This window comes from endosymbiont 'TC1' of Trimyema compressum, from assembly GCF_001584725.1.
Lineage (GTDB): Bacteria > Bacillota > TC1 > TC1 > TC1 > TC1.
Window position 1 is genome coordinate 748641 of sequence record NZ_CP014606.1, and the last position, 12712, is coordinate 761352.

Genomic DNA, 12712 nt, shown 5'->3' on the forward strand with positions numbered 1-12712 from the left:
TAAGGAGAGATTGATGTAAATGGCAAGAAAAAAAAATAAGAAAAAAGTTTCTGAAAACAAACAATCAATTTATTATATAATTCTGATAATACTAGGAATATTCTTTCTTTTAGGATATTTTTTTTCAACAGAAGTAGGCATTATGGGTACATTAATTATTAATGGACTTGGTGGTTTATTTGGCGGAGCAATTCCATTTGTTTCTTTTTTAGTATTGGTAGTAGGACTATATGGTTTGTTGAGTAAAAAAGAGAAAAAGAAAAAAGTATACATAAGTATATTTCTTTTTTTTGTTGCCATTTTAATATCCTTTCAATTGCCTTATACAGGACCTCTTTCCACAGAAAGTTTAATGACTAGCTTTTTAGATAAAAGTGGTGGTGGCATTGTAGGTGCATTTTTCACTTCAGTTTTGTTCAGTATTGTAGGGGCTATTGGATTGTATATGTTTTTATTTGCTTTGTATATTGTTAGTATAGTGTTGTTGATAAATGGCTTAACGCCATTAAAAAATCTTCAAGTAGCTTCTTCACAAAAACTTGATGAGATTATTAAGGATAGAGATGCTAAAAAGAAGATTCTGAAGCAAGAAAAGGAGAAAATAAAAGCCCGAAAAAGAGCGCAAAAAAACAAAGAAATGTTAGAGGCCAGCAAGATTAGGCAGAATATGCTCAATGCGGAAGATTATGGTAAAAAGCCTAAAGAAAAAATTAGCAAGCATAGCCAACACTCAGCAGAAATGCCTAAACCAGTTATTGATATTAAGGAAGAACCTTTGCCAACTTTTGGCTTAGAGGAAGAGCTAGAATCTATAGTTGACTCAGCACCTGTAGCTGGTATTAAAGACAACAGTATAAATGAAGAGGTAAACCCAACTCCAGAAAAGGATTGGTCTACAATAATACCAGGACAGAAGAAGCATGGGTGGAAGCTTCCACCTCTTAGCTTACTTACTACTTTGAAAAAAGAGAATGATAAAGATAAAAAAACGGAAATTGAAAAAACAGCTACTCTTTTAGAGGAAACCCTAAAAAGTTTTGGGGTTTCAATTCAAGTAACAGAAGTTAGTTGTGGACCTTCTTTAACTCGTTATGAGGCTGTGTTAGCCCCAGGGACAAAAGTTAGTAAAATTCAGAATCTTGGAGAGGATATTGCATTAGCATTAGCTGCAACAAGTGTGAGAATTGAAGCACCTATTCCTGGGAAATCAGCAGTAGGGTTTGAAATTCCAAATAAGAAGGTATCACCTGTGTCCTTTAAAGAAATTATGGCTAGTGACAATGTTAAAGAAGGTAGAGCTCCTTTAACTATTGGACTGGGAAAAGATATTACTGGAAGAAGTGTTGCTACAAGCTTAGGGGAAATGCCTCACTTGTTGATTGCAGGCTCTACTGGGTCAGGTAAAAGTGTTTGTTTAAATACACTGATTTGCAGTTTGTTATTTAGATATACACCTGATGAATTAAAGTTTTTGTTAATTGATCCTAAAAAGGTTGAATTAACACCCTATAATGATATTCCCCATTTAGTTGCACCAGTTGTAACAGATCCTAAACGTTCAGCAGTTGCCCTAAGGTGGATGGTTTCTGAAATGGAAAGCCGTTATGAACAATTGGCTAATTTAGGTGTAAAAGATATTAAAAGCTATAATGAAATTGTATCTAAAGAAGAGCAATTAGCTTACGTAGTAGTTATTATTGACGAATTAGCAGACTTAATGATGGCGGCACCTGTTGATGTAGAAACATCAATTTGTAGAATTGCTCAGAAGGCGAGAGCCGCTGGTATTCATTTAGTAGTCGCAACACAACGACCTTCAGTTCAAGTTATTACAGGAGATATTAAATCTAATATTCCGAGAAGAATTGCCTTTGCAGTTTTTTCCCAAATTGATGCTAGAACTATTTTAGATGCCAGTGGAGCTGAAAAACTTCTTGGTAAAGGGGATATGCTTTTTACTCAAAAGGGCGGAAAACTATTAAGAGTTCAAGGGGCTTATATTTCCGAGGAGGAAATTATAAGTATTACAGAATATCTTAAAAATCAAGGAGAACCAGAATATTTAGAAGGCTCAGAAACTATTGAAACTGCTGTTTTAGATGAAGGGGATAAAGGTGTTGAAACTGAAGCAGAAGATGAGTTATTAAAAGATGCTGCTCATTTAATTTTGGAAACAGGTCAAGCATCTATATCTATGTTACAGCGCAAATTAAGAGTAGGCTACAGTCGAGGGGCACGCCTAATTGACTTATTGGAAGAAAAAGGATTTGTAGGCCCTTCAGAAGGTGCAAAGGGTCGAGAAGTTATTGGCAATTGGGAAGATTTTGGTAATCAGTTTGGAGAGCATTAATGAAGTGTCAATATAAGGATATTAAAATAGATAATTATTTGGAAAATAGGGATAAATATCTACTAATTGATGTAAGAAGCCCTTTAGAATTTCAGGAAGACCATATTGAAGGAGCCATTAATATTCCTTTACTGGATAATAATGAAAGAAAAATAATAGGTACTATATTCAAAGAAGAAGGTATGCGGAGTGCTAAAGAAAAAGCTCGACAGTTAGTTTTTCCAAAATTAAGTCAAAAATTAGAAGCAATACATAAAGCAATAGATCAGACCAATAAAAAATGTTTAGTTTATTGCTTTAGAGGTGGCGATAGAAGTAAGATCATGGCTACTCTGCTAGCATTTGAAAGAGGTAGTATTTACCGACTTGAAGGAGGATACAAATCTTTTAGAAAAGAAATTGTTCGTTTTTTCAATGAAGAAGAAATGCCTTCAGTCTATGTTTTATATGGCTTGACTGGAGCAGGCAAGACGGATATCTTATTAGCTTTAGAAAAAGAAGGCTTACCTGTTATTGATTTAGAAAGGTTAGCCAACCACAGAGGGTCAGTTTTTGGTCATATTGGGTTAAATAAGCAGCCTACTCAAAAACGTTTTGAAACATTACTCTACTTTAAATTAGTTGATAAAAAAAATTTCTATATTGTTGAAGGTGAAAGTAAGAAGATAGGAAGAATATCAATACCCTGTTCTTTTTATAATCAATTATTAGATGGAAAGCCCTATCTCATTAATTGTTCTATTAATGAGCGAGTTAAAAGATTAAATAAGGAGTATGCTGGCCACTTTGAATCTGACAAAGAAATTATTAATGAAGCATTAAATTATTTGACGATTCGCCTTGGAAAGAATACAATTAAAGAGATACAGACATTACTAGTTAATAAAGAAGTTAAAGAAGCAATAAAGCGGTTGCTTTTAGAGTATTATGATGTATTGTATGAAAAGAATAGAAAAAAAGAAAAAGAATATGAAAATACGTTTTCTTCAGATGCTTTTGATGATTGCATTAAAAGCCTGGTAAGGGAATTTAATTAGGAGGAATACTTAATGCTTAATTTAGGCCTAAGCTTAAGAGACAAAAGAGAAAGTAAATTTTTAACTGTACAAGAAGTAGCCCAAACCACAAAAATAAAAGAATGTTATATTAGAGCACTAGAAGATGAAGCAATTGATGATTTACCTCCAAGGGTTTACACAATTGGTTTTATTCAAAATTTAGCTGCGCTTTATCAACTACCTGCAGATGAATTGATAACAGCTTTTGATGCTTTAAATGCAAATTTTGCAACACCTAAAAAAGAGAGTAAAGGATTTAAATTGAGAAGTAGAAGTCAGATTCCAGCTGAAGGTAAAGAATCTCTTGATCGTGTAAAACGATTGTCATTGGATGATGACTCTAAAGATACTGAATCATCCATGGACTATATTAATTCTTTAATAAAAAAGAATAATGAAGGAGTTGCTGAGGCGTCTAAGAATAAACATGCTGGCAAAGCCAGTTTAGAAAATTATAAAGATAGCTTTATTCAAGACGAGGAGCTACAAGATTTAAAAGATAAGATAGAAAAAGAAGCTGAAGAAGAAGCTGAAAAGGATTTTCCAACTTCTAAGATAGTCATGGAGTTTGAAGCATTAATTCGTGAAGAAGAACGTTTTGAAACCCAAAAAATAAGAAAGAAATTAATGGAAGAAAATATTCAAAAAACACGTTCTATGAAAAAAGATATCTTTAGAAATATGCGAGACACAGGAAAAAAAGGACCTACAATTATGGTTATTGTCTTATTAGTAGTAGCTTTTCTTTTATTGATTTACATTATTATTACTGCACTTTTATCGTAAAAACATACAAGGAGAATTATGAAAACATTTTATTTTGAAACTTTAGGCTGTGATAAAAACACAGCAGATACAAGAGCTTATACTGAAAAATTAGTGTCAAAAGGATTGATAGAAGTGGAAAATCCTAATGAAGCTAATTTTGTTTTTATAAATACATGTAGTTTTATAGTACCAGCAAAAGAGGAATCAATTGGTACTATATTAGATTTAACGACAATCAAAAAGCAAAATCCTGAAGTGAAAATTATTGCAGTTGGCTGTTTAATCGAACAGCACATGGAAGCAATTGAATCTTCTATACCAGAATTAGATGGCTTAATTGGTGTTTATGGATTTGATGATAACAATATTCATAAACTTTTTTCATTAATGGGCTTAGAGGATATTACTGATGAAAAAGTAGATATTCAGGAGGCTTTGCCTGGAAGTGCTACGGGCTATCTTAAAATTGCAGATGGCTGTGATAATCATTGTACATACTGTACAATTCCTTCGATTAAAGGACCTTATAAAAGCCGTGAGGCAGAGTCAATAGTATCTGAAGCTCAAAATCTATATAACAACGGTGTAAGAGAACTTGTTATTGTTGCTCAAGATATTACTGACTATGGTAAAGACTTAGAAAATAAAATGAGTTTACCTGCTTTGTTAACAAAAATTGCTGAGATTCCTTATATCTGGATTCGCCTCTTATATGTATATCCAAGTGGGATTACAGCTGAGCTACTTGATGTAATAAAAGAAAATAAAAACATAGTGCCATATTTAGATATACCTATGCAGCATAGTGAAAATCATATTTTAAAAACTATGGGTCGAATTGAGGACAGAGATTCTTTAAATAAATTATTAAGCTTTATTCGTTATGAGATACCAGAAATTGTTTTTAGATCTACATTTATTTTAGGTTTCCCTGGTGAAACAGAAGAAGACTTTGAAGGACTATGCGATTTTGTTTTGAATAACAAAATTCAGTGGGCAGGAGCCTTTACATATTCTCAGGAATACGGTACACCAGCAAGTAAAATGGAAAACCAAGTACCAAAGGAAACTAAAGAAGAACGACTGGATATATTCATGGGTAAGCAAAAAGATATTAGTGAGGCTTTAAATACAACTTATCTTCACAAGGAAATCCTTTGTCTAATTGAAGAAAAAGTTGAGGATGGTCTTTATTTAGGAAGGACTTATTTCCAAGCTCCGGATATTGATGGCTTGGTTTATATAAAAAGTACTGCAGACCAAGAGGTCGGATCTTTTGTTGAAGTAGTTATTGAGTCTGTAGATATATATGATTTGATAGGAGTGGTTAAAAGTGAATTTTGCAAATAAAATAACTTATTTACGTCTGTTATTAATTCCTGTTTTTGTTATTATATTTTATTTAGGGTCTACAGGAGTAATTATTAGTGGTTTTATTTTTATAGTTGCAGCTTTAACTGATTTTTTTGATGGTTATATTGCCAGAAAAAGAAACGAAGTAACAACATTAGGTTCTTTTTTAGATCCTTTAGCTGATAAAATCTTAACTATGGCAGCATTTGTATTGTTGGCGACAACTGGTTTGATCCCAGCTTGGTCAGTTGTTTTAATATTAGCTAGAGAATTCATAGTAAATGGTTTACGTTTTATAGCAGCAGAAAAGAAGATTGTTATTTCAGCAAGTTTTTTAGGTAAAGTGAAAACTATGTCACAAATGGTTGCTATTGTTTTTTTACTTTTATCACCACTTAATGCCACAATATTATCAATTGGCATTATTGTATATTGGATTGCTGTAGTTGCTACAGTTATTTCAGGAGTGGAATATATTTATCAAGGCAGAGAGTTATTAAAATAGCATGATTAATAAAGAAAAATACACAGAAAACTATATTATTGAGCCCTTAGTACTACAAAAATTTATCAGAGAATCCGAGGGCGTTAGAAATGATATTTGTCCATCAGTGGGCAAGGAAATAGGCAACTTTCTCTACTTTCTTATTTGTTTAACTAAAAGTAAGAGAATTTTAGAAATAGGAACAAGTATTGGCTATTCAACAATATGGCTGGCAATAGGGGCAAAAGAAAATGAAGGTAGTGTTCATACAATAGAAGCAAGTAAAAGACTTAAAACTGAAGCTGAGAATAATATAAATAGTGCTGGACTAAAGGAATATGTAAGTTTTTATGAAGGTCTTGGAGAAGAAGTACTGGATACATTGAGTTGTAATTACGATTTCATATTTATTGATAGCGCTACTAAAAGTTATGATGTTTTGTATGAAAAAAGTTTATCTTTATTAAGGACCGGTGGCCTATTGGTTTTTGAAGATGTGTTATTTGCTTGTACTGGCAAAAGGAAAGCACAAAGAGAAGTTATGGGCGCTTTTAATGAAAAAATTATTAATGATAAAAGAGTAATTAATTCTTTACTAAACATAGAAGATGGTATTATGCTTTGTATGAAAACATGAATTGAAGGAGATTGAGAGAATGAAATTAATTGGAACAATGAAAGTTAATGAACAGAATCATTTAGAAATTGGTGGTTGTGATGTTGTTGACTTACAAAAAACATATGGCACACCTTTAGTAGTTGTTGATGAGACTCATGTAAGCTCAATATGTAAAGACTACTATAAAAACTTTACTGAAAAAACCAATGGAAAGGCTATTGTCCTTTATGCTAGCAAGGCATTTATGACACCAAGCCTTTGTAAAATTATAAATAAAGAAAAACTTGGATTAGATGTTGTGTCTGGTGGAGAGCTTTTCATGGCCTTAAAAGCAGGGTTCCCAGCAGAAAAAATATTCTTTCATGGTAATAACAAAAGCTCGGAAGAATTAAATATGGCTCTTGATTCAGGTGTTGGTCGCATTGTTATTGATAATGATGATGAGTTAGAAAAGTTAAATCGGGTTGCTGGAGACAAAGGTGTTAAAGCCAATGTGCTTTTAAGAATAACACCAGGTATTGATGCTGCTACCCATGCTTTTATTAGAACGGGTAGTGTAGATTCTAAATTTGGCTTTACATTACCTAATGGTGATGCTTTAAAAGGTGTGGAAAAAGCTTATTCATTAGAAAATATTAAATTTAAAGGTTTACATTGTCATATTGGCTCACAGATTTTTGAGATGCAGTCTTTTAAAGATGCTGTCGGAGTTATGGTTAATTTTATTGAAGAAATTAAAAAAACTTTAAATATTGTTGTTGAAGATTTAGATATGGGTGGAGGCTTTGGTATTTACTATACTGAGGAAGACAATCCAAGTACAATTGCTTTATATAGTGAAAACATCTTAAATACTCTTGAAAGTTTAATTGAAGAAAAAGGATTATTAATGCCTAATGTGTTTGTTGAACCAGGCCGTTCCATTATTGGACCTGCAGGGTCTAATTTATATACTGTTGGTTCCGTTAAAAATATTCCTGGTGTTCGTAAATATGTTTCTATTGATGGTGGCATGGTTGATAACATTCGCCCAGCACTTTATGATGCCAAGTATGAAGTTGCTTTAGGTAACCGAATGGATGAAATTGGCACAGATGTTGTTACAGTAACAGGCAAGTGCTGTGAATCAGGAGATATATTAGCTAGAGATATTGCCCTTCCAGTTGCAAAAGCAGGAGATGTATTGGTTATGAGTTCTACAGGAGCCTATGGGTATTCAATGGCTAGTAACTATAATGTACTGGGTAAACCTGCCGTTGTCTTTGTGAAAGATGGAGAAAGCCAACTGGTTATTAAGAGAGAAAGCCATGAAGATATGATGAAGAATCATATTCTTCTAGATAGGTAAAGCAGATGTTATTTGGAATGGATCCACTTTCCTTACTTTATATTATTCCAGCTATTTTAATAGGTTTAACATTTCATGAAATAGCTCATGGCTATACAGCTTATTTGTTAGGGGATAAAACAGCAAAAGAACAAGGGCGCCTTTCTTTAAATCCTTTAAAACACATTGATCCTATAGGCTTTATATCGATGATTCTTGTTGGATTTGGTTGGGCTAAGCCTGTAATGATGAATCCTTATAATTTTAAAAACTATAAAGATGGTATTGCATTAACAGCTGTAGCAGGCCCTTTAGCAAATTTTGTAATGGCTATAATTGGTTTATTGCTTTTTAAGCTTGTCTATATATTTCCAGTCCCTGGCGTAATTATTACATTTTTAACAGTATTTATTCAGATTAATTTTATGTTGGCTGCTTTTAATATTCTGCCACTGCCAGTATTAGACGGCTTTAAGGTTATTATGCGATTATTTCCAGACTCGATTTATGATAAGGCTTTTGCTTTTGAAAGAAGATATGGCATTATCATCTTATTAATTTTAATATTAACAAGAGTTTTATCTTTTATTTGGACTCCTGTTTTTAATTTTTTAGTAATAGTAGGATCTAAAATTACATTTACATCAGATGCAGTCATGCAAATGTTTTTAAGATAGAGGTGAGGTTGAAAAATGAAAGAAACAATTTTAAGTGGTATGCGCCCAACAGGAACCCTTCATATAGGGCATTTAAGTGTTTTGAATAACTGGGTGTCACTGCAAGCAGAATATAAATGTTATTTCTTTGCTGCAGATTATCATGCTCTAACAACAGGGTATGAGAATACTGCTGATTTACAAGAGAATATAAAAAATATGGTTATCGATTGGATGGCAGTAGGTATTGATCCTGAAAAAAGCACTCTTTTTGTGCAATCTAAGGTACAAGCGCATGCTGAAATATTTTTACTTCTTTCGATGCTTACGCCATTGTCTTGGCTAGAGAGATGTCCAACTTATAAGGCTCAAATTGAGCAATTTAAGGTAAACCAAGGTAAGGATATAACAACCTACGGATTTTTAGGTTATCCAGTACTCCAAGCTGGTGATATTCTTTTATATAATGCTAATCGAGTTCCTGTTGGTAAAGATCAGTTGCCTCATGTAGAGATGACAAGAGAAATAGCCAGACGTTTCAATCATATTTATAATAAAAAGATTTTTGTGGAACCTGAAGGTAAGCTTTCAGAAATTCCTTTAATTGTAGGTACTGATGGAAGGAAAATGTCTAAAAGTTATCATAATCAAATTAATATAATGAGCGATGAAAAAGAGCTGAATAAAAAAGTGAGAAGTATGATTACTGATCCAAGTAGAATCCATAAAACAGATCCAGGAAATCCTGATGTCTGTACAGTCTTTAACTATCAAAAAATATATAATGCGCCAATTATTGAGAAACTAGAATCTAATTGCCGAAAAGGCACTATTGGCTGTATGGATTGTAAAAAGAAGCTTATTAGTGCTTTAGATATTTTACTTTCTCCATTTAGAGAAAAAAGAGCAGAAATTCTTAAAAAACCAAGTTATGTAGAGGATGTTTTAAGAGAAGGACAGATTCAGGCCTCTAAGCAAGCAGACGAAACCCTCAATGCTGTGAAGTCTGTTATGAATATGGCATAAAGAGATGGATTACAATATTCATTTACAAGCTTTTGATGGTCCTTTAGATCTCTTGTTGCATTTAATACAAAAAGACAAGGTAAATATTTATGATATTCCTATTGCCAGTATTACAAATCAATATTTGGCTTATTTAAAAGGTATGGAAAAATTTAATATTGAGGTAGCCAGTGAGTTTTTGCTAATTGCCTCAACATTGATTTCTATTAAAGTAAAAATGCTTTTACCTAAGGAGATTAATGAGGAGACTGGAGAAGAAGATCCTCGTCTTGAATTAGTTGAACGTTTATTGGAATATGAACGCTATAAAATTGCTACTGCAATATTCCGTGAACTTATAGAAAATCAAGGTAAAAGTTATTTTCGACCAAAAGACGAGAAATTATATGAAACTATTGCCAAGGATGTTAACCCTTTAGCAGATGTTTTGCCTGAGGATTTATATAATTTGATTACATTTGCTTTAAGTCGTGTGGAAGAGAAGAAAATGAAACCTTACAAAGTACAGGCAAAACAAATTACAATAACAGAAAAAATTAATAGTCTTCTTAAATTACTTTATGAAAAAAAGAGTATTTATTTTCATGATATGATTGATGAAGTTAGTAAAAGCGATATTGTTGTGAGTTTTCTAGCTTTACTTGACTTATTTAGACAAGAGAAAGTGTCTTTTCTTCAAGAAGCTAATTTCTCACCTGTAAAAATCATATTGAAAGAAGGGGCTTAAAATGCTTTTTAAAGAGGACTTAATTGCTTCACTTGAATGCGCTTTGTTTGTTTCCAACGATCCATTGTCTATTGAAACATTATCTCAGTTACTCAGTGTAAATAAAGAAGAATTAATAGATTTAATCGAAAGTTATGGTGAGAGCTTAGCAACTCCTGGTAGAGGTATTGAATTAAAAGAAGTTGCAGGTGGGTATAAACTTCAGACAAAAAAGGAATACGATAGCTTAATTGAATCTATTGTTAAACCACAAGGTGGACAACTTAGTAGAGCAGCTCTCGAAATATTAGCAATCGTTGCTTATAAACAACCTGTTACAAGGAGTGAAGTAGAGAAAATTAGAGGCGTGGGTGTCGATAGTATGTTCTTAAAGCTAGTGGAAAAAGAACTTATTTACGAAGTTGGCAGAAAAGAAGTACCTGGTAGACCTATACTTTATGGAACAAGTTCTCAGTTTTTAATGGACTTAGGCATTGACTCTTTAGAGGATTTACCACCTTTAGAAGAAAAAAGAGTTTTAGAAAATGAAGATTTAGAAGAGGTTTTGGCTTTTGATGATGAAGCTATGGTTTTTGAAAAAATCAATGATAATAAAGTAGAGGAACAAAAAAATGACTGATATGTTCTTTGAAGATTATACTCACTATTTGGCAATTGAAAAAGGCTTAGCGGATAATACTATTGAAAATTATTTGCGGGATTTAATTGCCTTTTATGATTATGCTAAAATAAAATATGCTATAGATGAAAATAACTATGAAAGCATTGACAAAGAAGTTATTCTAGGCTATTTTTGCCATTTGAAAAAAGATGGCAAAAAAGCTACTTCACAAAGTCGGTATATTGCTTCCCTTAAAAGTTATTTTCATTTTTTATTAAGAGAAAAAAAAATTAGCAGTGATCCAACAGCTATTTTAGATCCGCCGAAACAAAGGAAGACATTACCTGTGATTTTATCTCTAAAGGAAGTGGAGAGGTTTTTAGAAATCCCTGATTTGGAAAAGCCCTTAGGTTTCAGAGATCGCTGTATGTTAGAGTTGCTTTATGGTTCTGGCTTGCGAATTAGTGAGCTTATTTCTTTGTCTCTTACTGATGTTAATTTAGAGTTAGGATTTATTCGTTGTTTTGGTAAAGGCAATAAGGAGAGAATAATCCCCTTAGGTGAAATTGCTTTAGAGTTTATTGAGGAATATATTGAAACAACAAGGCCTCTTTTATTAAAAGGAAATATACGGGAAAAAACCTTATTTTTAAATAATAGAGGCAATTCAATGAGCCGTCAAGGTTTTTTTAAAATACTAAAAAATTATGGTAATAAGGCAGGAATTAAAAAAGAATTTTCACCACATACTTTACGGCATTCATTTGCAACCCATTTACTAGAAAATGGGGCTGATTTGAGAAGTGTTCAAGAAATGCTTGGCCATTCTGATATTGGAACAACCCAAATTTACACCCATTTGACTGTTAAGCATATTAAAAAAGTCTATGATGAAACTCATCCAAGAGCTTAGGAGATATAAATGACATATTTAGAAAAATAAATGAGGGTCTTGCCTATTTGAAAAACCAACTTGGTGATTTGAAACCAGAAACTGCTATCGTATTAGGCTCTGGTTTAGGTGATTTTGTTGAAGATTTAGAAATATTAAAAACTTTTTCATTTAGCGTTATCCCCCATATACAATCAGGTAATGTTGTTGGTCATAAGAAAGAGTTAAGTATAGGCCATTCATTAATAAAAAACCTGTTTTATTAATGAATGGTAGAATTCACTATTATGAGGGGAATTCTATGAAGGATGTAACATACCCTATCCGACTTTTTCAAGGGCGCTTGGTATAAAGAATTTAATTTTAACAAATGCTGCTGGAGGCTTAATTGGTCAGATTGGCCAATTAATGCTAATTGAGGATCATCTAAGCTTTTTCTGCCCTAGTCCATTGATTGGTGAAAATTTAGATGATTTTGGTAATCGTTTTCCAGATGCTACCAATATTTATTCACGAGAGCTGAGAACATTAGTTAAGGGAATAGCAAAAAAGAAGATATATTCTTAATGAAGGCGTGTATGGCTACATGAAGGGTCCCATGTATGAGACACCAAGTTAAATTAGAGCCTTAAAAATATTAGGTGCGGATGCCGTTGGAATGTCAACTGTTCCTGAAGCAATAGTTGCGGCTCACGGAAAAATGAAAGTCATGGGTATTTCTCCTGTGTAACTAATATGGCTTCGGGAATTACTGGAAACCCTTTAAGTCACCAAGAAGTCATTAAAGTAACGAAACAAGTGGGCGATTCATTTAAAAGACTTCTAAAAAAATCATAGAGGAGATTTAAGAT

At 32.7% G+C, this 12712-nt stretch carries 15 protein-coding genes; all 15 read left to right on the forward strand.

The genetic code is table 11. From position 1 onward, the window contains the following. Positions 1-19 precede the first annotated feature (19 nt). The 15 genes from AZF37_RS04745 (at position 20) to AZF37_RS12310 (ending at position 12591) form a co-directional block, all read left to right on the forward strand. Positions 20-2350, forward strand: a complete 2331-nt coding sequence (locus AZF37_RS04745; RefSeq protein ID WP_245612059.1) for a DNA translocase FtsK — start codon at positions 20-22, stop codon at positions 2348-2350. Next, on the forward strand, positions 2350-3387 hold the full coding sequence (mnmH, locus tag AZF37_RS04750; RefSeq protein ID WP_088369798.1) for a tRNA 2-selenouridine(34) synthase MnmH: 1038 nt from the start codon (positions 2350-2352) through the stop codon (positions 3385-3387). The genes AZF37_RS04745 and mnmH overlap by 1 nt, the downstream gene beginning before the upstream one ends. A 12-nt stretch (positions 3388-3399) precedes the next feature. After that, entirely contained in the window at positions 3400-4194 is a 795-nt protein-coding gene (locus AZF37_RS04755; RefSeq protein ID WP_088369799.1) for a helix-turn-helix domain-containing protein, read from the forward strand. Between the two features lie 18 nt (positions 4195-4212). After that, on the forward strand, positions 4213-5526 hold the full coding sequence (gene rimO / locus AZF37_RS04760; protein WP_088369800.1) for a 30S ribosomal protein S12 methylthiotransferase RimO: 1314 nt from the start codon (positions 4213-4215) through the stop codon (positions 5524-5526). Further along, positions 5510-6034 carry a CDP-diacylglycerol--glycerol-3-phosphate 3-phosphatidyltransferase gene (gene pgsA, locus AZF37_RS04765; RefSeq protein WP_088369801.1) on the forward strand — a complete coding sequence of 175 codons (525 nt, stop codon included), beginning with the start codon at positions 5510-5512 and terminating at the stop codon, positions 6032-6034. Before rimO ends, pgsA begins: the two co-directional genes overlap by 17 nt. 1 nt (position 6035) lies before the next feature. Beyond that, on the forward strand, positions 6036-6650 hold the full coding sequence (locus tag AZF37_RS04770) for an O-methyltransferase (protein ID WP_088369802.1): 615 nt from the start codon (positions 6036-6038) through the stop codon (positions 6648-6650). A 19-nt stretch (positions 6651-6669) separates the two neighbouring features. Next, positions 6670-7980, forward strand: a complete 1311-nt coding sequence (gene lysA, locus AZF37_RS04775) for a diaminopimelate decarboxylase (RefSeq protein WP_088369803.1) — start codon at positions 6670-6672, stop codon at positions 7978-7980. Between the two features lie 5 nt (positions 7981-7985). Next, complete coding sequence (locus AZF37_RS04780; protein WP_216634033.1) at positions 7986-8636, forward strand: site-2 protease family protein; 651 nt, start codon at positions 7986-7988, stop codon at positions 8634-8636. Between the two features lie 15 nt (positions 8637-8651). After that, positions 8652-9641: a tryptophan--tRNA ligase gene (trpS, locus tag AZF37_RS04785; RefSeq protein WP_088369804.1), complete on the forward strand. Its 990-nt coding sequence runs from the start codon at positions 8652-8654 to the stop codon at positions 9639-9641. A gap of 4 nt (positions 9642-9645) precedes the next feature. Further along, complete coding sequence (locus AZF37_RS04790) at positions 9646-10368, forward strand: segregation and condensation protein A (RefSeq protein WP_088369805.1); 723 nt, start codon at positions 9646-9648, stop codon at positions 10366-10368. 1 nt (position 10369) lies between these two features. Then, positions 10370-10987, forward strand: coding sequence for an SMC-Scp complex subunit ScpB (gene scpB, locus AZF37_RS04795; RefSeq protein ID WP_088369806.1), 618 nt, complete (start codon positions 10370-10372; stop codon positions 10985-10987). Then, a complete protein-coding gene (gene xerD / locus AZF37_RS04800; protein ID WP_088369807.1) occupies positions 10980-11882 on the forward strand; it encodes a site-specific tyrosine recombinase XerD in 903 nt (300 codons plus the stop codon). The genes scpB and xerD overlap by 8 nt, the downstream gene beginning before the upstream one ends. A gap of 47 nt (positions 11883-11929) precedes the next feature. Continuing rightward, positions 11930-12127: a hypothetical protein gene (locus AZF37_RS11600; RefSeq protein WP_245612060.1), complete on the forward strand. Its 198-nt coding sequence runs from the start codon at positions 11930-11932 to the stop codon at positions 12125-12127. Positions 12128-12257: 130 nt separating this feature from the next. Continuing rightward, positions 12258-12428, forward strand: coding sequence for a hypothetical protein (locus AZF37_RS12305; RefSeq protein ID WP_281178950.1), 171 nt, complete (start codon positions 12258-12260; stop codon positions 12426-12428). A gap of 91 nt (positions 12429-12519) precedes the next feature. Further along, positions 12520-12591, forward strand: coding sequence for a hypothetical protein (locus AZF37_RS12310; RefSeq protein ID WP_281178951.1), 72 nt, complete (start codon positions 12520-12522; stop codon positions 12589-12591). Positions 12592-12712: the final 121 nt, after the last annotated feature.

What these genes read in the sequence shown, in the direction of transcription:
- mnmH (WP_088369798.1), top strand. Translation starts at nt 2,350, where the DNA reads ATGAAGTGTCAATATAAGGATATTAAAATAGATAATTATTTGGAAAAT.
- trpS (WP_088369804.1), top strand. Translation starts at nt 8,652, where the DNA reads ATGAAAGAAACAATTTTAAGTGGTATGCGCCCAACAGGAACCCTTCAT.
- lysA (WP_088369803.1), top strand. Translation starts at nt 6,670, where the DNA reads ATGAAATTAATTGGAACAATGAAAGTTAATGAACAGAATCATTTAGAA.
- AZF37_RS04745 (WP_245612059.1), top strand. Translation starts at nt 20, where the DNA reads ATGGCAAGAAAAAAAAATAAGAAAAAAGTTTCTGAAAACAAACAATCA.
- AZF37_RS04790 (WP_088369805.1), top strand. Translation starts at nt 9,646, where the DNA reads ATGGATTACAATATTCATTTACAAGCTTTTGATGGTCCTTTAGATCTC.
- xerD (WP_088369807.1), top strand. Translation starts at nt 10,980, where the DNA reads ATGACTGATATGTTCTTTGAAGATTATACTCACTATTTGGCAATTGAA.
- AZF37_RS04755 (WP_088369799.1), top strand. Translation starts at nt 3,400, where the DNA reads ATGCTTAATTTAGGCCTAAGCTTAAGAGACAAAAGAGAAAGTAAATTT.
- rimO (WP_088369800.1), top strand. Translation starts at nt 4,213, where the DNA reads ATGAAAACATTTTATTTTGAAACTTTAGGCTGTGATAAAAACACAGCA.
- AZF37_RS04780 (WP_216634033.1), top strand. Translation starts at nt 7,986, where the DNA reads ATGTTATTTGGAATGGATCCACTTTCCTTACTTTATATTATTCCAGCT.
- AZF37_RS04770 (WP_088369802.1), top strand. Translation starts at nt 6,036, where the DNA reads ATGATTAATAAAGAAAAATACACAGAAAACTATATTATTGAGCCCTTA.
- scpB (WP_088369806.1), top strand. Translation starts at nt 10,370, where the DNA reads ATGCTTTTTAAAGAGGACTTAATTGCTTCACTTGAATGCGCTTTGTTT.